This is a genomic window from Mycobacterium sp. SMC-4, from assembly GCF_050205565.1.
Taxonomy (GTDB): Bacteria; Actinomycetota; Actinomycetes; order Mycobacteriales; family Mycobacteriaceae; genus Mycobacterium.
The window spans coordinates 192463-213116 of sequence record NZ_JBNMQU010000006.1 but is presented as its reverse complement, the minus strand read 5'-3'; the positions used below and the strand labels follow the sequence as shown (position 1 = coordinate 213116).

The following is a 20654-nucleotide window of genomic DNA, read 5'->3' as shown; positions in this document are numbered from 1 at the left end:
TCGTGTTCAGTACATCCGGGTCGGTAGTTTGGTCAGCCCGCGCAGGGAGATCGTGGGCTTGTAATGCAGTGATTCCCTGGGCGCGGCCAGTTCCCAGTTCGGGAAGCGTTCGAGCAATGTGGCCAACGCGATGCGGCCCTCCAGCCGCGCCAGCTGGTGGCCCAGGCAGTAATGCATGCCGAACGCGAACGCCAAGTGGCGGTTGGGTTTCCGCGTCAGATCGAGCGAGTCGGGATCGTCGAACACCGCCTCGTCGCGATTCGCCGAGACGATCGACCCGAGCAGTTGCGAGCCGCGCGGGATCGGCACGCCGCGGATCTCCATGTCCTCGAGGGCGAACCGCGCCGCCCCGTCGGCCACGGGTGAGGTGTAGCGCAGCAGCTCCTCGATCCCGGTGGTCTCGAGCAGTTCAGGCCGCCGACGCGCCAGCTCGAACTGGTCGGGGTGTTCGATGAGGGCCAGCACGCTGCTGCCGATCAGGTTGGCGGTGGTGTCGTGGCCGGCGAGCAGCAACAGGAACACCATGGACACCAGTTCTCGGTGGCTCAGCCGATCGCCGCCCTCGTTCGCAAGGACGAGCTCGGAGATCAACCCCTCGTCGGGATTGAGTCGCCGGTCCTCGATCAGCGCCTCGAACAGCTTGGCGAGCTTGCGCGCGGTCGGGTACTGCTTCACCGCACTGCCCTGGTTTCCCATCTTCTCCACGAGGACGTGGAACATGTCGCGGTCGGAGTCGGCGACACCGAGCATCGTCGCGATCACCGCCAGCGGAAGCCGCACGGCGTACGCGTGGACCAGGTCGACCTCACGCTCGAGGGCGATCTCGTCGGCAAGCTCCTCGGCGATCTTGGTGATGTCGGGCACCATCGTGGACACGAGCTTGGGCGTGAACGCCTTGTGCACCAGCGTGCGCAGTCGCTTGTGGTCCGGATCGTCCTTGAACACCATGGTCTGGGCCAGCATGCGCAGGCTCGGCGGCAGCAACCAGATGAACTTGCCCGCCGGCGAGTTCTTCAGCACATCGGTCGAGAACCGGTCGTCGCTGTGCAGGTTCATCACGTCGTCGTAACGGGTCAGCAAGTAGCCACCCTTGCCCTGCAGAAGCCCCTTCGCCGTCGCCCAGGAGACCGGCGCGTGGGCACGCAGGTCGGCGAATCGAGAGTAGGGATCGTCGAGCATCTGCCTCGTGCCGAGGTCTGTTCTCTCCAGCGTCTCAATCACTTTCGACATGGCTGCTCCCCTCGATCCTCACGTCCGGCCACGCTGCGCGGGTGTCGATCCAGACGACACATGTCGAGTTCCTCTTAACTCCGTTCGAATACCGCTTTATTAGTACACTCATTTCTATGATTCTGGCTAGCCCTTCGGAAAACCACTCGGGAAATCTCGCCGCGGGCCCCCACGAGCACCCCGACGCCGGCACCGACGGCGCAGTCCGATTGCAGGACATCGAGTTCGGCGTCGACGAGCACCACGTCGCGACCATCACGCTGAACCGGCCGGATGCGCTCAACGCCATCTCCGGGCGGATGGCCGGCGAGCTCGCGTGGGCGTGGCAGACCGTCCGCGACACCGACGAGATCCACGCCGTGGTGCTGCGCGCGGCCGGGGATCGCGCGTTCTGTACCGGAGTCGACGTCAAGGGCGACGGCAGCTGGTTCTTTCGGTCCAATGTGTGGAACACCTTCGATCCCGGCACCGTCATCTCGCCGAAGCTCCACCACCGGTGCTGGAAACCGGTGATCACCGCCGTGCACGGCTTCGCCGCGGGCGGCGCCCAGTACCTGCTCAACGAATCGGACATCATCATCTGCTCGGACGACGCGGCGTTCTTCGACCCCCATGCGAACGCATCGATCGTGTCGGCGCTCGAACCGATGGGGATGCTGCACCGCGGCGTGCCGCTCGGCGAGGTGCTGCGGTGGGCGCTGATGGGCACCGAGGAACGCATCTCGGCAGCGACAGCCCTGCGCATCGGACTGGTCTCCGAGGTCGTCGAGCGCGCGGCGCTCTGGGATCGCGCACAGGCCATCGCCGAGTCGATCGCCGCCCGCAACACGGTGGCGATCCAGGGCACCATCCGCGCCATATGGGAGTCTTTGGACATGACCCGGTCGACCGCGCTGCAGAACGGGATGGCCTACACCCACATCGGCAACCCTCCGCTGACCGAGCGCCGGGCCGCGCCACGGCGCAACGGGCCGCCGGTGTACCGGTGACGCCGTGAACCCAGAGGTGATCGCTCCCCGCGTCGATGCCCGCCGCGCCAAGCTCGCCGGCCGGGCCGCCGAGCAGATCGTGGCCGACGTCATCGACCTGGGGTGGCCGGTCGGCCAGGTGCTCGGATCCGAGACCGAACTGCTGGACCGCTACGGCGTCAGCCGCGCCGTGCTACGGGAGGCGATCAGGCTGGTCGAGCACCAGCACGTCGCACGCATGCGCCGCGGCACCAACGGTGGGCTGGTGATCGTCGAACCCGACGTCGAGGGCGTCATCGGTCCCGCCGTGATCTATCTGCTGCGCGTCGGGGCCACCCTCGACGAGATCTTCGACACCCGGATCGCCCTCGAGGAACTGGTCGCCGAGATCGCCGCGCAACGCGCCGACGAAGCCGACATCGTCCGCCTTCGGGACACTTTGCAACAGGGCTTCGTCGGCACCATTGCGAACTTCCACCTGCTGCACAGCCAGCTGGCCACCATGACCGCCAACCCGGTGCTGGAACTGTTCGTCGAGGTGTTCGCTCGGGTCAGCAACTTCTTCTTCGACGAAAATGCGTCGGTACCAACCAAGTTCGCCGACGAAGTATGCCGCGCCCACGATGCGATCGCCCGTGCCACGCTGACCAACAACCCCGGTGTGGCCCGTGAGCGGATGCGGCGGCACCTGAGCGCCGAAGCCGCGTTCATCCGCAAGAGGCCAAGCACGGTGCAGCGTCTGGACCCGGCAGTCGCGCTGGCGGGCACCCTCGGAGACAAGCGTGGCGAGGGACTGGCTCGCGAGATCTTCGCGGGCATCCTGGAGTCCCGCGCCGAACCGGGGACGTTCGTCGGATCCGAAGCCAGCCTGATGGAGAAGTACCAGGCCAGTCGAGCCGTCGTCCGGGAGGCCATCCGGATCCTCGAGTACCACCAGATCGCGGGCACCCGGCGCGGTCCCGGCGGCGGCTTGTTCGTCGACGAGCCCGACATCTCCGCGCTGACCGACATCATCGCGATCTACCTGCGCCGACGTGGTGTGACGGTGCGCCACATCACGCAGTTGCGCACGGGGCTCGAGCTCGCGGTCGTCGAGCAGGCGGCGCACAACCTGCGCAGCGGCGGAACCGATGCGACCGCCATCGAGACGGCGCTGCGCGCCGAGGCCGAGCGCGGCCTGGCACCGGCGTTCGGTCACGGCGAGGACTTCCACTCCACCCTGGGGCGCCTCGCCGGCAATCGCGCGCTGCAACTCGTGCACAGTGTGACGATGCGCCTGGGGTGGCAGTTCTTCTCGCAGTTGGCCGCCGACGATCCGCAGGTGGCAGCGCTGTCGGCGACGCTGCCCTCGACGGTCGGCCCGGCGCACCAGGGCATTGCCGAGGCGCTCGTCGCCGGCGACACCGAACTCGCGGTCATGCGCATGCGCGCGCACATGCACGAGACCGTGCCCGACTGACCGGAAACGCGCACAAAGTTCCGAGACCCTTCCCGCGGCCGCTCAATTGAGGATACTGTTCTATCCGATTGAGATCGGAGGGCAGATGCAGCATCCATGGGATCAGCGTCTCGGCGTGTGGTGGATCGCTGAGGATCACCCCGCCACCCCGGCGATCGTCGAGTCGCCGAGCAGTCGGACGCTGACCTTCGCCGAACTGGTGGGCGCGGCGCACCGGGTGGCCAATGCGTTGCAAGCGCGCGGGATTGGTCCCGGTGAGGTGGTTGCCTATGCGCTGCCCAACGACGTCGACGCCGTCATCTGGCAACTGGCCACCACCGAGATCGGAGCCCGCTACCTGACCTTGAACACCGCGCTGTCGGCCGACGAGTTCACCTCGATCCTCGAGCATTCCGAAGCCACAGCGCTGGTTTCCCACGCCGACTACCTGGATCGCTTCCCGACGGTCCCGGCCGGTGCGCGGCTGCGGGTCGTGGTCGGTGACGCGTCGGCAATCCCGGACGGCTTCGAACACGAACCGGACTTCCTCGACGGCCATCCGACCACCGCGCCCGCGCACCGCACGCAGGGTGACGCCATCCGGTACTCGTCGGGGACCACCGGAAAGCCCAAGGGCATCGTGCGCCCACTCGATGGGCGGGACCCGTCCGAGGCCGCCAACGCCCAGGCGATCTTCGGGCGCGCGTTCGACTTCCGCCCGCGCGAAGGGGTGCATCTGGTCTCGACGGGTATGCACCACGCCGGCTGCCAGAGCTTTTACCTGGGTGCACTGAATGTCGGCCAGGCACTGGCGATCCTGGGCCGGTTCGATCCCGAGCAGACGCTCGCGGCGATCGAACGCCACGCGGTGACCACCGCCTACATGGTGCCCACCCAGTTCGTTCGGATGCTCAAGCTGCCGTCGCACATCCGGGACAGGTACGACGTGTCGAGCCTGCGGTCGGTGATCCACTCCGCGGCGCCGTGCCCACTGGAGGTCAAGAAAGAGATGATGGCCTGGTGGGGACCGGTGATCTGGGAGACCTACGGCGGCACCGAAGGCCCGGCCACCATCGCCAAACCGCACCGCTGGCTGGAGAAGCCGGGCACCGTGGGCCGTCCGATCCGCGGGGTGCGGGTCAACATCCTCGACGATGACGGGAACCCGCTGGGAGCCAACGAAATCGGCAACGTCTACATCGAGCGACTCGACGGACAGTCCTTCGAGTACCGCAACGACGCCGAGCTCACCGCGTCGGTGCACCGCGGATCGGCGTTCACCATCGGGGACGTGGGATACCTCGACGACGACGGTTATCTGTTCATCTGCGACCGCGCCAAGGACATGATCATCAGCGGCGGGGTCAACATCTATCCGGCCGAGGTCGAAGGGGTGCTGTCCGGCCATCCGGCGGTGGCCGACGTCGCCGTCATCGGCATCCCCGATCCCGAGTGGGGCGAGCAGGTCAAAGCGGTGGTGGAACTCGTCGAGGGCGCCGAAGAGACGGCGGCGTTGGCCGACGAGATCATCGCCTACTGCCGGGCCCGCCTGGCCGGGTTCAAATGCCCACGGACGGTGGACTTCTGCGACCAGTTGCCGCGCACCGAGACCGGCAAGTTGGTCAAGCGCGACATCCGCACTCCGTACTGGGTCGCGGCCGGCCGGCAGGTCTGATGCCGTCGCCGGTCAGCGCGATCATCTCTACGAGCGGTCGGCAGGCCTCACCCCGGAGCCGTTGTGCGATCGAGTCCCGTTCCGAAAAGCAACACCTAAATGAGTATCCTTTACGTTAGGCTCACGTCATGGTGAGCGCCAGCACGCCGACGACGGCGGGCCAGGACTCGGGAGTCGTCACCGCCGACACCCCGTTCCTCCCTGCAGACGATGACTTCCATCGATCCCCCGACGACAACCCGTACTGGACGGAAACCACCTGGTGGTCGTTCAACGTGCCCGAACGCAAACTCGGCGGTTGGTTGCATGCGCAGTTCCACCCGAACCGGGGCACCGCCACCTGGCGCGTGTACGTCTGGGACGACAGCGGCGCCGAGGCCGACCAGGTGCGGTACTTCCGGATGGAATCCGAGGTGCCTTGGGACGATCCGGCACCGGATCTGCGCCGGATCGTGGTCCCCGGCGGCGGGTTCAGCGTCACGATGCTGCGCCCGTTGCGCGACTACCGCGTCGAATTCAACGATCCGGGAAGACAATTCGCGGTGCGCCTGACGTTCGAGGGCGTGCACGATCCACGCCGCTACACGCCGGGCGAACCCCCGTTCATGGAGCACACCCACCTCGACCAGCTGGGCCGTGTCACCGGTGAGCTCATCCTGGACGGCGAGACCATCCCGATCGACTGCTACTCGATCCGGGATCGGTCCTGGGCGCCGCGCGGCGCGCCGTCGCCGGCCAAGGGCACGCCCGCGGGCAGCGTGTCGGCCAAGAGTGTCGACGAACAGTCCCGGGTGCGCCACCCCGGTGGACCGCGGTGGCGGGAGATCGAACGCGAACGAGGGCGCGGACGTATCCAGTACATCTTCGGCCACGCCGACGCCGACCTCGGATTCCTGGCGTTCGCCCGGGTCGCCGACGGCGACGCGCAGGGCTGGTCGCCGCTCAACCATGGATGGCTGCTGCGCGACGGCCGCTTCGAGCGGCTCGACAAGTCGGCCAGCCGGATGCGGAACTTCCGAGACCCGGTGACGGGGTGGAGCGCGCACATGGACGTCCGGCTGACCGACCTCAGCGGCCGGACGATGGACGCCGAAGGCTTCACCGTCAGCCACATCTGCGAACGCGGCGGCGGCAGCACCGCGTTGATGCGCTGGGAATTCGACGGCCGGATCGGCTGGGGTGAAGACCAGGACATCTGGCATCCCAAGCATTTCGCCCGCATGCGCGAAGCCCTTCAGGCGGTGCGGTGATCCCAGGGACTTGCGAGCGATGAGGAGCAGCACGTGACCGGACCGTTCGAAGGTGTGCGTGTGGTCGAGGTCGCCGCGTGGACGTTCGTCCCGGGCGCGGGGGCCATCATGGCCGACCTCGGTGCCGATGTGATCAAGGTGGAACCACCCACCGGTGACCCGCAGCGGGCGTTACGCAATGCGCTCAACGCCGACGACAACTCGCCGAATCCGTTCCTGCACGTGCCCAACCGCGGCAAGCGCAGCATCACGCTCGACCTGACCTCGCCGGCCGGCCTGGATACCCTGGTGCGGCTGACCGCCGGCGCCGACATCTTCCTGACCAGCTATCTGCCGAAGGTGCGCGCCAAACTCGGCATCGACGTCGACGACCTGCGCGCCGACCATCCCCGACTGATCTATGTACGTGGCACCGGTTGGGGCACCGCGGGTTCCATGGCCGAGGCCGGCGGCTTCGATTCCGCCGCCGCGTGGTCGGCTGCGGGGGTCCAGCACAAACTCACCAGTCCCGGCGCCGACGCGCCCGCCGCGCAGCCCGCGGCGTTCTTCGACCTGCAGGGCTCCAGCGCCATCGCCGGCGCCGTCGCGATGGCGCTGTATCGACGCGAGCGCACCGGCGAAGGCGGGGTGGTCGACGTGTCGCTGCTCAACACCGGGATGTGGACCATGGGCCCGGATCTGGCCGCCGCAGCGACCGGCACCGGAGAGATCCCGCGCATCGACCGGCGTGACGCGCCGAACCCGATCGTGAACCTCTACCGCACCGCCGACGACCGCTGGCTGAATCTGGTGTGCCTTCAGGCCGATCGCTTCTGGGGCGAGCTGTGCAAGCTGATCGAGCGGCCCGAGCTCGCCGATGACGAGCGATTCGCCGACGGCATGAGCCGGTACGTCAACCGTGCCGCGTGTATCGCCGAGCTGGACAAGACTTTTGGTGCACGCACCATGGCCGAGTGGAAGTCCGTGCTGGCAGGGTTTTCCGGAGTGTGGTCGGCCGCCGCGACGTTCGACGAGGTCTGCGAGAGCCCGCAGGTCGCGGCCAACGGCTATCTGCCCACCGTCACCGGCGCCGACGGCCGCGACTTCCGTCTGGTGGCGCCGCCGTACCAGTTCGACGGTCAGCACGTCGTGCCCACCGCTCCGGCTCCCGAGCTCGGGCAGCACACCGAAGAGGTGCTGCTGGAATCGGGCTGGGACTGGGACCGGATCAGCGAACTGCGTGACAGCGGCGCGCTGGGCTGATTGCCATGTCAGACAAAGAGATCGATGACGGTCTTCTTCGCGAGGTCGCCCCACAGCATGCTGCGGCCGGCGCGGTCCATGTGCGCGGCCCAGAGGTCCCGCGCCTCGGCGGCAGCCCCGTCCTCGACCAGCGCCGTGAACTTGGTGAAGGTGCGGACGGTCCGTTTGAACTGCTTGTCGATCTCGGTGTGGTCGGTCACCGACCGCATCACCCGCGTCATGTGTCTGGTCACCACGTCGCGCAGCACCGCACCCACCAGCATCAGGGTCTTGTTGCCGGCACGCTCCATGATCAGGTCGTGGAACCGGAACGTCGCAGCGGACCACTCGGCGAAATCGGCTCCCGCGGTGCCCTCGTCGACCAGGACCGCCAGCGCCCCCGCCGCGGCCTTGAGGTCCGCGATGTCGTCGCGTGTGGCGCGCCGGGCCAGCATTTCCGCCGCGGCCGGCTCGAAGACCTTCCGGGCCTCGAACACGTCGGTCAGCGTGGTTCCCGACATCTGCAGCAGCAGACCGAAATGGCGTGCCGCCACGGAGGTTTCCGGGGAGCACACCAACACCCCGCCGCGGGAACCGCGGCGCACCACGATCAGCGATTCGCTCTCCAGAATGCGGAACGCCTCCCGCAAGGTGGGGCGGGAGACCCCGAACTGTTTGACCAGCTCCACTTCGGTGGGCAGCGCATCGCCCTCCTTGAGGACGCCCCGCACGATCTGGCTGCGCAACTGATCGGCGATCAGCTCGGCCGTCTTGGGCGCCCGCACCAGTTTGCTCACGTTCTTCGGACGGTTCACCGCATCCACCAGGTCACCCGTCCTCGCCTCGTCTTCCGCCGACCATCGGCAATTGCCTTACTGATATTACTCATTCGCCACTTCCTCAGGAGCCTCCGATGACAACGACCCCACTGGCCACCCGCGGACTCTTCATCGACGGCGCCTGGACCGACGGCGTGGGCGAGGAAACGCTGCAGGTGCTCAATCCCGCCACCGAGGAGACGATCGCCGAGGTTCCCCAGGCCACCCCCGCCGACGTCGACGCCGCGGTGACGGCGGCTCGTCGCGCGTTCGACGAAGGCCCCTGGCCGACGATGCGCCCCGCGGAACGTGCCCGCATCCTCGCGGCGATGGCCGACGAACTCGACCGCCGCCGCGCCGAGCTGGTCGAGCTGAACATCACCGAGGCCGGGTCCACGCGGATGCTCGCCGAGATGCTCCAAGTGGGCACGCCGATCGATCATTTCCGGGACATGGTCGACCGGGTGCTGCCCCAGTTCCCCTTCGAGCAGCCGGTGCCGCCGGTGTACGGCAACGGGATCGGTCAGGGTGTCGTGGTGCGCGAACCGTATGGTGTCGCCGCGCTGATCACCGCGTTCAATTTCCCGTTCCTGCTCAACCTCGCCAAGCTGGGGCCCGCGCTGGCGGCGGGCTGCACGGCGGTGCTGAAGTCGTCGCCGTACACGCCGCTGGAGGCGCTGATCCTCGGTGAGATCGCCGAGACGGCGGGCCTGCCGCCGGGCACCCTGAACATCGTCACCGGTGATGTCGCCGCCGGCGAGACCCTCACGCGCCACCCCGCGGTGGACATCGTCAGCTTCACCGGTTCGGACACCGTCGGCCGCAAGGTCTACGGACAGGGGGCCGAGAGCATCAAGAAGGTGGTTCTCGAGCTGGGCGGCAAGTCGGCGAACATCATCCTCGACGACGCCGACTTGGACAAGGTGCTGGAAAGCGTTCTGGGCGGGTTCATCACGCACGCCGGGCAGGGCTGCGCGCTGCAGACGCGGATTCTGGTGCACCGGTCGCTGCACGACGACCTGGTGGCGCGCATTGTCGGCACACTCGGCTTCATCTCGGTCGGCGATCCCGCGGATCCGGCGACGATGGTGGGACCGCTGATCCGCGACGTCCAACGCAGACGGGTGGAGACGATGATCGCCGCGGGCATCGACGAGGGCGCCCAGATCGCGTTCGGCGGCGGCCGCCCGGCCCACCTGGACCGCGGCTTCTTCGTCGAGCCGACGCTGTTCGTCGGCGTCGACAACAGCATGCGTATCGCGCAGGAGGAGTTCTTCGGTCCGGTGGCGGTGGTGGTCCCGTTCGGTGACGACGACGACGCCGTGCGGATCGCCAACGACAGCCGGTACGGGCTCTCCGGCGGGGTGTGGTCGGCAGATCCGCTCCGCGCGGCCGCGGTGGCCCGCAGGCTGCGCACCGGCATGGTCGTGATCAACGGCGGCGGTGGCGGACTCAATCCGGGCGCCCCGTTCGGCGGGTACAAGCAGAGCGGGATCGGCCGCGAGTTCGGCGAGTACGGTCTGGCAGAGTATCTGCAGCACAAGACACTTCAATGGCCGACCAACTGATCCGCTGTGCGGCGGCGGCTGCCGCGGTCGCGACGGCCGCGGCGCTGGGCGCCGCCCCCGCACACGCCGATCCCGCGCCGCCGCGGCCGCCGGGCAGCCCCCGGTACATCGACCACACGGTGTGGGAGTACCACTCCGGGCCGGAAGGCGAACGCGCCACCCTGCGGATCTATCCGACCGCGTGGGGCTGGGGTTCGGGGGGCATGTTCAGCAACGGCGCACAACTGCACGACGCGTGGGCAGAACTGTTGCAGCATGCGCCCGACGCCAACACCCTGACCATGCAGAACCAGTTCTTCTGCTACTGGCAGCAGAACGCGTTCACCAATCCGGGCAAGGTCGGCACGTGGAACCTCGAACCGTGGCGGCCGGTGGTGTCGAACACGATGCTGTTCCACGCCGGCTGCAACCCGGGCGGACCCGACGACGTGTTCAACTGGTGATGGCTTGAAATTCCGGTGCGATGAGGTCGGTGACGCCGGCCCACGGCACGGTGATGGTGCGCACTCCCCGGCCGAATTGACCGTCCGGGAAATGTAATTCGATGCCTTCTGCGGTCGGCAGCCAGAATTTGAAGTTACGCTTCAGCGGCGCCATCGAGGTTCCGTACTCGGCCCATCCGCCCAGCGGGGGCGCCGGGTAGGCGACGGGCAGGATCTTCTTGGTCAGCTCGGAGAGCCGCTCCAGACCGGCTTGGCGGTCGACGAACAGGTTGTCCCATACGATCTGGATTCCGCTGCGCGAGTCGAAGACTCGCGTCGCGACAGCGTCGACGGGCATGTTCGGTAGTTCGGTCGCGTGGTATTGGCCGGTGTAGAGCGCCGAGACGGTCATCGGCCGGAAGATCAACCGGCCCTGCGAGCGGAACGTCCACGGTGAACTCTTGCTGGCACTCGCGGCGTACAGCCACACATGCCCGTCGGCCTCGTCGTCGAGGATGCGGTTGATCGGGTCGACGACGGCAGGGTCACCGCCGGAAAGCTTTTCGTAGTGCACCGCCCAGTGTCCGGGACCTTGCGGGCTGGTGCCGGCACGCACATCGGGGACCACCGCGTAGGTGACGCCGTTGGAGGTGGTGTCCGCATCGGCGCCGGGCGCCAGTATCAGAGCGGTGACCAGCAGCGCGGTGCCGATCACCCGGCCGAGGTACCTCATCACGGCAGCTCGACATTGCCGGCCAGCCACCGACCGTCGACCTTCTCCATCGTCATGATGAGTCGGCTGCGGTCGAGCCGAGGCTCGGGGTTCAGTGCGTTGGTGACGGATTGGTCGACGAACAACATCACCTCGACCCTCGTCGGTGTCGCCGACTTGATGCCGGCGGCCGTCACCGTGCCCGTGGCTTTGGCTTTGTTGTCGATCAGCACCTGTTTCAGGCCGGCACTGGACTGGCTGTACATGTCCTTGAATTCACCGGTGGCCCCGTCGAGGACGGCGGCGAAGTTCGAGTCGAGCTTCTCGGCATCGACACCGGTCAGGACCACCGCGTACTGCTGCGCGGCAGCCATCGCCTGCGTGGCAGCGTCGGTGACCATGCGTTGATTGCGCACCTCCCAGCCCAGCATCCCGGTGACGGCCAGCATTCCGGCCAGCAGCACCGCGCCCGCACCGACGAGCATGGTGCGCCGCGACGGGCGTCTGCGGCCCGCAGGTGCGTCAGGTTCGGGTTCGGTGTCGACGGGATCGGTGTCGCCGGGATCGGTGTCGACGGTGTCGGGCTGGGTCATCGTGGGTCCTTTCAGTCGGCTCAGGGACCGCGCGGCGGATCAGGGAGCGGCAGGTCGGGTCCCGAATACGGCGTGGGAATGGTCAACGGCCCCTTCGGAGTCGGGTCGGCCCGCTGCAGCGGGTGCGCGCCCGGCGGGGGTCCGGCCGCATCGACGCCGGGCGGCCTCGGCACGCTGCGCGCTCCGCGGACGAGGTACTTGGGGTCGGGGTTGGTGCAGTAGGTGTACAGGTACGGTTCGGGGAAGTCACCGACGGTCGGCGGTGACTTCGGCAGGTTGAAGTCGCACGAATGCCGCGGGTACAGGTTCACCGCGCCCCACACGCCGCCGTCGCGGAAGGTGCTGGCCACCGCGTCGAGCGCGGAGCCGGCGCGGTACTGCGGAAAGAACAACTCCTGCAGGGCCGGTACCCGGATGTAGGACTGCTGCGAGACCGTCGTGAGGTTGCCCAGCAGCGCCACCATCGTGGGTGAGTTGTCCGCGATGAGCGTGTCGAGCGCGCCGAAGGTGTCCGGTCCGGTGTCGACCAGGGTTCGGTAGCCGCCGTCCATCTTCTTCGCCCCGGCCAGGATCGACGACAGATCCGTCGACGTCGCTTCCAGTCCGGGGCCGACGTCGCGCACCGTGGAGAGCACGACCTTGCTGGTGCGGAACAGCCGCACCGTCTGCGGGAGCACCGAATCCAGCGTCGACACCAGGAACGCGCCGCCGTCGAGGATCGCCGCGAGCTTGTCCCCGCCCTCCGGCCCCACTCGCAGTTCGTCGAGCACGGCGGCCAGTTGGTCGGTGTCGACCTGTTGGAGGGCGCCGTCCATGTGGGCCAGCAGCGTCGCCAGCGTGACCGGCGTCTGCGTTCTGTCGCTGGCGATTTCGGCGCCGTCGGCCAGGAACGGTCCGTCGTTGGTGTGGGCGCGGAAGTCGAGGTACTGCTCGCCGGCAGGTGACAGCGCCGAGACCCGGGCGTCGGTGTCGGCGGGGATCTGCACGCCCGCCCGGATCGCCGCGACGGCGACGACTCCGTCGGCGGTCATGTCGATCGAGCGGACGCGCCCCACCGGTACCCCGCGCAGGGTGACGTCCTGTCCCGGCAGCAGCCCGCCGGTCTCGGCGAGGTGCACGCGCACCAGGGTGTCCGACCTGGTGGGGTCGAGTCGCAGCGTGCCGAACAAAACGTAGGCGACGCCGACGACGAACATCGTGGCCAGCGCGCACGCAGAGATGCCGAGTCGCCGGGTGCGGACGAACTCCATCAGCGCCCGCAGCGCGTTCACGGCGTTCCTTCCGGAACGGGTGCCGGCGCAGGACCGGTCGTGCTGGGCGGCAGCAGCGGCGGCGGTGAGGGTGCCGGTGTGAGTGAGCCGGGCGCCGGTCCGACCAGGTTGGGCGGCGGTACGGTTCCCGGCGGCGCGGTCGGGGCGCCCCAGAACTTGTTGCGCACCATCATGAGTTCGTAGCTGATGCTGCCGACCATGTTGCGGAAGTCCTCGCGGGTCGGTCCGTGGCTGCCGGCGTCGCCGGGGTGGTACGGGTCGGCGAAGGCGCCGACCGCGAGGTCGGCCAGATCGATGTCGACGTGGGCGGCCGTGCCGTTGGTCACCTTGAGGACGGCGCCGAACATCGAATTGAACTGGTCCAGCGAGGCGTTGGGTTCCAGCGCGGCGGCGTTGAGTTCGGCCGACAGGCGGTTCAGGTCGGCGATCATGCTGCGTGACGGTTCGCCCCGCACCGAGGGGAGTTTCGCCAGCTGCATCGTGATCCGGTTGACTTGGGCCACCAGATCGACAATCCGGCCGGTGTTGTCGGCGACGGTGCCCAGCGCAGGAGCGGCCGCGGCGATCGCCGCGTCGATCGACTGTTGACGCGCCGACATGGTGGCGGCCAGATCACCCGCCTGCGCCAATGTCCGCTTCACGACGGCAGAGCGAGCCGAGAGGCTTCGGATCAGCCGGGTGGACTCGTCGAGGAACCGGCCCAGGTCCTCGCCTTTGCCGCCGACTGCGCGGCCCATGCCGTTGACCACCTTGGTCAGGTTGCGGATCGCACCGCCGTTGACCAGTAACGCCGCGGTGCTCAGCACCTCCTCGATGGAGGCAGCCGACGCGGTGGTGTCCAGCGGAATGACGTCGCCGGGCTTCATCACCGACTGGGCGTCGGTGACCGCGGGCGGAGTCAGGGATACGAAGATGTCGCCGAGTGGTGTGGCCGAGCGTAATTCGGCTCGGGTGCCGACCGGGATCGCGACGTCGGAGGCGATCTGCATGTTCACCACGGCGGTGTAGTTCTGGGCGACCATGGAGTCCACTTCGCCGACGTCGGCGCCGGACAACCGCACCTTGGCTTTGAACGGCAGGTTCAGCGCGTTGGTGAACGTGGCGCTGATTCCGTAGGTGCTTGCGCCCGCGGACGGTGCGGGCAGCGGGATCTGGTCGAGTCCCATCGCGCACGAGGTGAGCGCACCCGTCACCGACAGTGACGCCGCGACGAGCAGGGCGCGGCGAATGCTCTTCGGCACAGCGGTGTTCACGGTCCCAGCCCTGCCAATCCCTCGAGCATGCTGACCATCCCGAAGTCGGGACCGAAGTCGGTGATGGTCCCGGTGGAGCATCCGAGTTGCTTCATTCCCAGCAGGTTGCACATCTCCTTGAGGGCCTGGGTGTTCAGCTCCACCTTGTCCAGCACGGGGTGTGCCCGGATGGCCCGCTTCTCGGGATCGATCATGTTGTAGACGTTGTTGGTCAGCGTCGGCACCAGGTCGAAGGCCTCACCGACTTCGCGTTGGTAATCGGCCATCGCCCGGGTGACGAGTTCGGTGTTGGCCGCCGTCGACTTCAGTGCGTCCCGGTTGGTGTCGAGCAGATCGGCGGTTTCGGTCAGGATCTGGTTGACCTGCGCTCCGGTCGACCCGCTGCCCAGCCGTTCGGCGGCCAGCACCGCACTGAGTTGGCGTACCGCAGAGCCGAATTCGCGGATCGTCTCGTCGTTCTCGGCGGCCGCCTTGGTGAGGCTGTCGAGGTTGGTGACGATGGTGGTGATGGCGTCCCCGGTCGGTGCGCCGCGTTCCTTGCTCAGTTGCAGTGCCGTGGACAGCTCGCCGAGCGCCCCCCGGATGCGGCTACCGTTGCCGCTGGTCATCGCGGAGCTGACGCTGAGCAGGTCCGCGACGGGGCCTCCGCCCTGACCGTTGCCCTGCAGTTCCACTGCCAGCTTGTCGATCATCGCCAGCACGCGGTCGAATTCGACGGGGGTGCGGGTGCGCGCCAGGCTGAGGCTGTCGCGGTCGGCCAGGGTGGGGCCGCTGCGGTAGGGCGGGGTGAACTCGATGTGGCGGTCGGTCAGGATCGACGTCGACACGGTCACGGCCTGCGCGTCGGCGGGGATTTTGACTCCCGGATCGATGTGCATGGTCACGTCGACGTACTGGCCCCGGGGCACGATCTTCGTCACCTCGCCGACCCGCATTCCCAGCACCGCCACCGCGTTGCCCTCGTAGAGTCCGCTGGCGCTGTCGAATTGGGCGGTGATGGTCATTCCGCGGTCGTCGGACAAGGGCCCGCTCGAGCATCCGCCCGCAGCCAGCGCGAGTGCGACGATGAGCGCGGTCTTGCCCAGGATGCGGCGCATCATTGGCAGTCCTCGAAGTAGTTCGGCAGATTGAACTGGTCGGCGCGACCGCTGAGCGCGCACATGATCGAGTCGATCAGTGTCCCGCCGGTGGAGGAGAAGTCGAATTCGTTGCCGTTACCGGTGGCGTTGGTGAAGTTGCGCAGCGGCACCGGCAGCATCTGCAAGGTATTGCGGAACAACGCGTCGTTGCGTCCGACCGCGGTGAGGATGCCGTCGAGATTGGCCAGCAGTTCGTCGGTTTGAGCGCGGTCGTCGACCAGTACGGGCTGCAGCTGGTTCACGAGTTTCGTGGTGGCGTCGATGAGGCGCACGATCATCTCTTTGCGCGCCGCGAGGTCGGCCAGCACGTCGTGCCCCTGGATGATCAAGGTGCCCAGACTGCGCTGCTGGTTGCCGAGCAGCTCGGCGATGTGCTGCGTGCTGCGCAACAGCTCCGCGATCTCGTCGCGGCGGTTGGCCAGCACCGACGACAGATGCCGGACGTTGTCGAGGGCCTGGGGCAGGATCTCGGGCGCGCCCTGCAGCTGCTGGGACAGCGAGGTCATCGACTGCGCGATCTTCTCGGCGTCGACGGCCTCGAACGTCGTCGTTGCATCCTGCAGGGAGTCCTGCAGGGTGTAGGGAACCTCGGTGTTGGCCAACGGAATCCGATTGTCGGTCAACTCACCGGATCCCGCGGGTTTGACTTCGACGTACCGCGCGCCGAGCAGGGTGGTCAGTTTGATTCCTGCGCGAGAGGCCGCACCTAGGTGAACGTTTCGGTCGATTTCCAGCGTGACGACCACTTTGTCTCCGTCGAGTCGCAGCCCCTTGACCGAGCCCACGTTGACCCCGGCGATGGTGACCTGGTCACCGGCACTCAGGCCGGCCGCCTGGGCGAAGTCCGCGTGGTAGGTGGTTTTGCCCAGCCCGAGCCGTTGCACGCCGAGCAGACCGGCCAGTGTCACCGCGATGACCAGCACGGCCGCGATGCCGAGCCGCAGCGTGCCGTGGTGTTCGGCCGGGCGGCGCAGTACGCGGGTCAGTTTCGTCATCGGTTTCACCGACATTTCGCGCTCTGCTTGATCTTTCCGCCCGGGGTGCCGTTGCGGATGATCGCATCGATGAGGCTGTCGATGCGCGGGAATTGGCTGACGGTGATGTGGCAGGCGTAGATGTCCAGATAGGTGCCGCCCTGGCTGATGCGGGCCAGCCCTTTGAGCATCAGCGGCGTGTTGAAGCCCATGTACGCGAAGCCCTGCTTGTTCTCCATGAAGTGCTGGGCGAACCCAGGTTCACGGTCCAGCCACTCCCGCAGGTCGGGTTGCACGTCGGTGATGACCTTGGCCAGCCGTTCGCCCACCACGCCGACCTGATCCATCGACGTCACGAATTCCTGTCTGCGCTGGGCGAATCCGTCGAACATCGATTCGGCGGAGTCGATGGTCGACTTCAGGTTCCCGTCGCGTTCGACCAGCGAGCCGACCACGGAGTTGAGGTTCGTCAACACCTGTTCGAGGATCTGGTCGGTTCCGCTGTAGGACTCGGCCAGGCGCGTGGTCTCGGCGATCAGCATGGTCAGTGCGCCCGTGTCACCCTGGGTGGAGCGCACGATCGCGGTGGTGAGGTTGTCCACCTCGTCGGGGTTGAGCAACGCGAACAACGGCTCGAATCCGTTGAGCAGATTGGAGATGTCGAAGGACGGCTCGGTGCGCTCCACCGGGATGACCGCGCCGGCGGGAAGTACGACGGGTTCGCCCGGGTTGGTGGTGGGGTGGTCGGCGAGCGACAGCCCGACGTAGCGCTGTCCGATGACGTTCTGATAGACGATGGAGGCCTTGGTGTTTCCGTAGAGCACCTGGTCGGACTGGACGCGGAAGCCGACCCGGGCCAGGTCGCCGTCGAGGACCACCTCGTCGACGCGGCCGACCTTCACCCCGGCCATCCGGACCTCGTCACCGACCTTCAGCCCGGAGACGTCGGTGAAGATCGCGCTGTACGAGAAGGTTTCGCCTGCGACGTTGCGCTGTAGCGTGACGAACACCGTCCAGATCAGTGCCAGACACACCGACAGGAACACGCACACCCAGATCAGGGGGCGTCGATAACTCACGGGTTCTCCCCTCCTGACGTAACGGGACCCGGCGCTTCCGCCGCCAGCAGGGGACCCTCGGGAACGATCTGGACCGTGTTGCCCCGCACCACCGGACCGAGCAGCAGCTCGGAAGCCGGGTTCGGTTCGGGGCCGAGGAGTTCGGCCATCGCGGCCCGTTCCTCGGCGCTGCCGACCGGACCCACATTTCCGCCGGGCTGCGGACGGGGATGCGGGTAGTTGCGGGGGTCGGTCATCGGGGCCAGCGCCGGAACGTCCTGGGTGAGCGGCGCGGTCTTGCAGCTCGGGCCCTCCAGGTGGCCGTACCGCGGGCAGTCCTGCCGGGTGTACATCCGGTTGGGGGTGAACACCAGCATGAACTTCCCTGTGCCGTGCTTGCGTTCCTCGTTCCACACCTCGTCGAAGAAGCGGTGGGAGAGGTTGTTGATCCGGCTGACGATCTTGGGGAACTCCGCTCCCCCGTCGGCGAAGACGCCGAGCACCGGGGACAGCTGCGTGGTGATGACGATCATCCGGTCGGTGTGGTTCTCGAACGCGGTGCCCATGGTGCCGAAGGTGGTGTGACCGGCGGACAGGAACTTCGTGAGCTCTTGGCGTTTTTCGGCGATCGTGCGCATCGGCACCACCGACTGATGGACCGCGTCGAGCAGTTCCGGCGCCGAGGACTGCAGGCCCTGAAGGGCGTCGGAGAGCACCTCGAGCGTCGGTGTCCTCTCGTCCGGCGCCATCACCGCGTTGAGTTGGTCCACGATGCGTCTGGCGCCGCTGCCCGCGTGCGTCAGCTCGTCGCCCCGGCCGTTGGTGGCCGTGGCGACGGCCGCCAGCACGCCGACGGTGTCGTCGGATCCGGGTCGTCCCGCCGCGCCGAGCACGTTGCGCAGTTTGGTCAGCGCGGTCTGGAACTGCACGGTGGCCAGGCTCTCGTCCTGGACGATCTGCGAGCCGCTGCGCAGGGCGGGGGCCGGACCGTTGTCGACGAGCTGAATGGAGGACACCGCGAACACGTTGCCGGGCACCACGCGTGCCGTCACGGTCGCCGGAATGCCCTGCGCGAAGTGGGGATCCAGCGTCATGGCCACCGAGTTCGCGCCCCCGTCGAGGGCGGGCGCCACTCCGTCGACGCGTCCGACGAGGGCACCGCGGAACTTCACGTCCGAGCCTTGCGGCAGGCCGTCGCCGACGTCGTCGAGCAGTGCGACGACCTGCATGTGGCCGGAGAACACGCCCTCGGATTTCGCGATGGCCAGCGCGGCCAGCAGCACTACCGTCACCAGCAACGCCAGGCCCCGCAACAGCAGTTTGGTCCGGGAGATGTCCTTGGCGGCCGACTCGAAGTTCTGCACCATGTCAGCCACCAAGCCTCGCGCCGGAACCGATGCCCCACAACCCGATCGTGAGCAAAAGGTTCGCGATGATCATCACCGAGATGCTGGCCCGCATGGCGCGTCCCGCCGCCACCCCGACACCCTGTGGGCCGCCGCTGGCGAAATAGCCGTAGTAGCACTGGATGGTCGAGGTGATGATGACGAAGACGATCGCCTTGATCACCGAGTACAGGATGTCCGAACCGGTCAGCACCAACCGGAAGTAGTGGTCGTAGGACCCCGCCGACAGGCCGCCGGCCACACTGACGACGGTCTGCACTGCCGCGTAGTTGATCAGCAGGCACAGGATGTAGAGCGGGATGATGGCCACCGCGGATGCCAGCAGCCGGGTGGTGATCAGGTACGGAATCGGCCGGATGGCAAGGGATTCCATCGCGTCGATCTCCTCGGAGATCCGCATGGAACCGAGTTGCGCGGTGAATCGACAACCCGCTTGCGCGGCGAAGGCCAGCGCGGCCATGACCGGTGCGAGCTCGCGCGTCGACACCGTGGAGGACAACAGGCCGGCTGCGGGTTCCATCCCCAGCAAGTGCAGTGCCTGCAGCCCTTCGATACCTACGATCGCGCCGGCGGTCGCGCCGAGCAGGATGATCACCCAGGCCGTTCCGCCGCCCACCACGACGGAGCCGTTGCCCCATGTGACGTCGGACAGGATTGTCAGGAACGCCTTGCGGTAGCGCGTGAGGGTCACCGGGATCCCTGCGACCGCACGGACGAAGAACGTGATCATGTGGCCGAGGCGGACGCCGCCATCGGCCATCGCCGTTCCCGCGACCACCAGCGGCCGGACTCCGCGGGGATAGTACGGCGCGGCCATTACAGGGCGACCTTCGGGAACAGCAGGACATACATCTGGGTGAACACCACGTTGGTGATCATCAGCAGCAGGATCGACGCGACCACGGTGGCGTTGACCGAGTTGGCCACACCCGCCGGTCCGCCCTTGGTGGTCAACCCTTTGTCGCACGCGACGATCGCGACGATCGCCCCGAAGACCACCGCCTTGATCAGCGTCAAGACCAGGTCACTGACCGTCGCGAACGACGCGAACGTGGTCACGAAACTCCCGGGCGCACCGTCCTGGGCGAACGTGTTGAACAGGTAGCCGGCCAGGAATCCGATGAAGCACACCAGTCCGGTCAGCGCGACGCCGACGACGATCGCGGCCGCCAGACGCGGCACCACCAGCCGGCGGATGGCCGAGATGCCCATCACCTCGAGTGCGTCGACTTCGTCCCGGATGGTGCGCGACCCGAGATCGGCGCAGATCGCCGAGCCGACCGCCGAGGCCATCAACAGAGCGGCCACCAGCGGTGCGCCCTGGCGGATGACCGCGAGTCCGCTCGCGGCACCGGCCAGCGAGGTGGCCCCCACCTGGCCGGCGAGCAGTGCGAACTGGATCTGCAGTGTCACGCCGATGGGGATCGCGACGCACATGGTCGGCAACATGGCCGTCGACGCCATGAAGGAGGCCTGTTGGATGAACTCGGCGAACGGAAAGCGTCCGCGTGCGATGTCCGCGACCAGGTACCGCAGTGCGCGCAGGCCCAGGATGCACTGGCTGCCAACTGTTTCCAGGGAGGCGATGGGATGCCGCCTGGCATAGCCCTTGGTCCACTCGCCGACCTCGCCGAGTGGCGAAGGCATGTTCCGTGTTG

General features: G+C 67.6%; 19 protein-coding genes. 7 read left to right on the top strand and 12 right to left on the bottom strand.

Annotated features, from left to right (window positions below):
• Window positions 1–6: 6 nt before the first annotated feature.
• The gene (locus ACQI46_RS12950; RefSeq protein ID WP_427094400.1) at window positions 7–1230 is read right to left on the bottom strand and encodes a cytochrome P450 family protein; all 1224 of its coding nucleotides are present in this window, start codon (window positions 1228–1230) and stop codon (window positions 7–9) included.
• Between the two features lie 116 nt (window positions 1231–1346).
• Between ACQI46_RS12950 and ACQI46_RS12945 the strand changes: the two genes are divergently transcribed.
• From ACQI46_RS12945 to ACQI46_RS12925, 5 genes are all read left to right on the top strand, one after another.
• On the top strand, window positions 1347–2219 hold the full coding sequence (locus ACQI46_RS12945; RefSeq protein WP_427094399.1) for an enoyl-CoA hydratase/isomerase family protein: 873 nt from the start codon (window positions 1347–1349) through the stop codon (window positions 2217–2219).
• A gap of 4 nt (window positions 2220–2223) precedes the next feature.
• On the top strand, window positions 2224–3657 hold the full coding sequence (locus tag ACQI46_RS12940; RefSeq protein ID WP_427094398.1) for a FadR/GntR family transcriptional regulator: 1434 nt from the start codon (window positions 2224–2226) through the stop codon (window positions 3655–3657).
• Window positions 3658–3742: 85 nt separating this feature from the next.
• On the top strand, window positions 3743–5311 hold the full coding sequence (locus tag ACQI46_RS12935) for an AMP-binding protein (protein WP_427094397.1): 1569 nt from the start codon (window positions 3743–3745) through the stop codon (window positions 5309–5311).
• A gap of 128 nt (window positions 5312–5439) precedes the next feature.
• Window positions 5440–6561, top strand: coding sequence for a DUF7065 domain-containing protein (locus tag ACQI46_RS12930; RefSeq protein WP_427094396.1), 1122 nt, complete (start codon window positions 5440–5442; stop codon window positions 6559–6561).
• A 33-nt stretch (window positions 6562–6594) separates the two neighbouring features.
• Window positions 6595–7803, top strand: a complete 1209-nt coding sequence (locus tag ACQI46_RS12925) for a CaiB/BaiF CoA transferase family protein (RefSeq protein WP_427094395.1) — start codon at window positions 6595–6597, stop codon at window positions 7801–7803.
• 8 nt (window positions 7804–7811) lie between these two features.
• Here ACQI46_RS12925 and ACQI46_RS12920 read toward each other — a convergent pair whose 3' ends face one another.
• Window positions 7812–8579, bottom strand: coding sequence for a FadR/GntR family transcriptional regulator (locus ACQI46_RS12920; RefSeq protein ID WP_427094394.1), 768 nt, complete (start codon window positions 8577–8579; stop codon window positions 7812–7814).
• Window positions 8580–8695: 116 nt separating this feature from the next.
• Between ACQI46_RS12920 and ACQI46_RS12915 the strand changes: the two genes are divergently transcribed.
• A complete protein-coding gene (locus ACQI46_RS12915; protein WP_427094393.1) occupies window positions 8696–10168 on the top strand; it encodes an aldehyde dehydrogenase family protein in 1473 nt (490 codons plus the stop codon).
• A complete protein-coding gene (locus ACQI46_RS12910) occupies window positions 10153–10611 on the top strand; it encodes a DUF2599 domain-containing protein (protein WP_427094392.1) in 459 nt (152 codons plus the stop codon). Before ACQI46_RS12915 ends, ACQI46_RS12910 begins: the two co-directional genes overlap by 16 nt.
• On the opposite strand, the gene ACQI46_RS12905 is transcribed toward ACQI46_RS12910, so the two are convergent.
• The 10 genes from ACQI46_RS12905 to ACQI46_RS12860 are packed head-to-tail and all read right to left on the bottom strand — an operon-like array spanning window position 10601 to window position 20643.
• Complete coding sequence (locus tag ACQI46_RS12905) at window positions 10601–11323, bottom strand: DUF3298 domain-containing protein (protein WP_427094391.1); 723 nt, start codon at window positions 11321–11323, stop codon at window positions 10601–10603. The genes ACQI46_RS12910 and ACQI46_RS12905 overlap by 11 nt on opposite strands.
• On the bottom strand, window positions 11323–11895 hold the full coding sequence (locus ACQI46_RS12900; RefSeq protein WP_427094390.1) for a hypothetical protein: 573 nt from the start codon (window positions 11893–11895) through the stop codon (window positions 11323–11325). The genes ACQI46_RS12905 and ACQI46_RS12900 overlap by 1 nt, the downstream gene beginning before the upstream one ends.
• Window positions 11896–11915: 20 nt before the next feature.
• Window positions 11916–13145, bottom strand: coding sequence for an MlaD family protein (locus ACQI46_RS12895; protein WP_427094517.1), 1230 nt, complete (start codon window positions 13143–13145; stop codon window positions 11916–11918).
• Window positions 13146–13162: 17 nt separating this feature from the next.
• Complete coding sequence (locus ACQI46_RS12890) at window positions 13163–14419, bottom strand: MlaD family protein (RefSeq protein WP_427094389.1); 1257 nt, start codon at window positions 14417–14419, stop codon at window positions 13163–13165.
• Window positions 14416–15519 (bottom strand): MCE family protein, encoded by a 1104-nt coding sequence (locus ACQI46_RS12885; RefSeq protein WP_427094388.1) that lies wholly within the window; start codon window positions 15517–15519, stop codon window positions 14416–14418. Before ACQI46_RS12885 ends, ACQI46_RS12890 begins: the two co-directional genes overlap by 4 nt.
• The gene (locus tag ACQI46_RS12880; protein WP_427094387.1) at window positions 15516–16553 is read right to left on the bottom strand and encodes an MCE family protein; all 1038 of its coding nucleotides are present in this window, start codon (window positions 16551–16553) and stop codon (window positions 15516–15518) included. The genes ACQI46_RS12885 and ACQI46_RS12880 overlap by 4 nt, the downstream gene beginning before the upstream one ends.
• Before the next feature lie 5 nt (window positions 16554–16558).
• Window positions 16559–17611 (bottom strand): MCE family protein, encoded by a 1053-nt coding sequence (locus ACQI46_RS12875; protein WP_427094386.1) that lies wholly within the window; start codon window positions 17609–17611, stop codon window positions 16559–16561.
• Window positions 17608–18957, bottom strand: a complete 1350-nt coding sequence (locus ACQI46_RS12870; RefSeq protein ID WP_427094516.1) for an MlaD family protein — start codon at window positions 18955–18957, stop codon at window positions 17608–17610. Before ACQI46_RS12870 ends, ACQI46_RS12875 begins: the two co-directional genes overlap by 4 nt.
• Before the next feature lies 1 nt (window position 18958).
• A complete protein-coding gene (locus ACQI46_RS12865) occupies window positions 18959–19813 on the bottom strand; it encodes an ABC transporter permease (protein WP_427094385.1) in 855 nt (284 codons plus the stop codon).
• Window positions 19813–20643: an MlaE family ABC transporter permease gene (locus ACQI46_RS12860; RefSeq protein WP_427094384.1), complete on the bottom strand. Its 831-nt coding sequence runs from the start codon at window positions 20641–20643 to the stop codon at window positions 19813–19815. Before ACQI46_RS12860 ends, ACQI46_RS12865 begins: the two co-directional genes overlap by 1 nt.
• Between the last annotated feature and the right edge of the window lie 11 nt (window positions 20644–20654).

What these genes read in the sequence shown, in the direction of transcription:
- ACQI46_RS12885 (WP_427094388.1), bottom strand. Translation starts at nt 15,519, where the DNA reads ATGATGCGCCGCATCCTGGGCAAGACCGCGCTCATCGTCGCACTCGCG.
- ACQI46_RS12950 (WP_427094400.1), bottom strand. Translation starts at nt 1,230, where the DNA reads ATGTCGAAAGTGATTGAGACGCTGGAGAGAACAGACCTCGGCACGAGG.
- ACQI46_RS12915 (WP_427094393.1), top strand. Translation starts at nt 8,696, where the DNA reads ATGACAACGACCCCACTGGCCACCCGCGGACTCTTCATCGACGGCGCC.
- ACQI46_RS12945 (WP_427094399.1), top strand. Translation starts at nt 1,347, where the DNA reads ATGATTCTGGCTAGCCCTTCGGAAAACCACTCGGGAAATCTCGCCGCG.
- ACQI46_RS12895 (WP_427094517.1), bottom strand. Translation starts at nt 13,145, where the DNA reads ATGGAGTTCGTCCGCACCCGGCGACTCGGCATCTCTGCGTGCGCGCTG.
- ACQI46_RS12865 (WP_427094385.1), bottom strand. Translation starts at nt 19,813, where the DNA reads ATGGCCGCGCCGTACTATCCCCGCGGAGTCCGGCCGCTGGTGGTCGCG.
- ACQI46_RS12870 (WP_427094516.1), bottom strand. Translation starts at nt 18,957, where the DNA reads ATGGTGCAGAACTTCGAGTCGGCCGCCAAGGACATCTCCCGGACCAAA.
- ACQI46_RS12910 (WP_427094392.1), top strand. Translation starts at nt 10,153, where the DNA reads ATGGCCGACCAACTGATCCGCTGTGCGGCGGCGGCTGCCGCGGTCGCG.
- ACQI46_RS12860 (WP_427094384.1), bottom strand. Translation starts at nt 20,643, where the DNA reads ATGCCTTCGCCACTCGGCGAGGTCGGCGAGTGGACCAAGGGCTATGCC.
- ACQI46_RS12880 (WP_427094387.1), bottom strand. Translation starts at nt 16,553, where the DNA reads ATGACGAAACTGACCCGCGTACTGCGCCGCCCGGCCGAACACCACGGC.
- ACQI46_RS12900 (WP_427094390.1), bottom strand. Translation starts at nt 11,895, where the DNA reads ATGACCCAGCCCGACACCGTCGACACCGATCCCGGCGACACCGATCCC.
- ACQI46_RS12930 (WP_427094396.1), top strand. Translation starts at nt 5,440, where the DNA reads ATGGTGAGCGCCAGCACGCCGACGACGGCGGGCCAGGACTCGGGAGTC.
- ACQI46_RS12935 (WP_427094397.1), top strand. Translation starts at nt 3,743, where the DNA reads ATGCAGCATCCATGGGATCAGCGTCTCGGCGTGTGGTGGATCGCTGAG.
- ACQI46_RS12905 (WP_427094391.1), bottom strand. Translation starts at nt 11,323, where the DNA reads ATGAGGTACCTCGGCCGGGTGATCGGCACCGCGCTGCTGGTCACCGCT.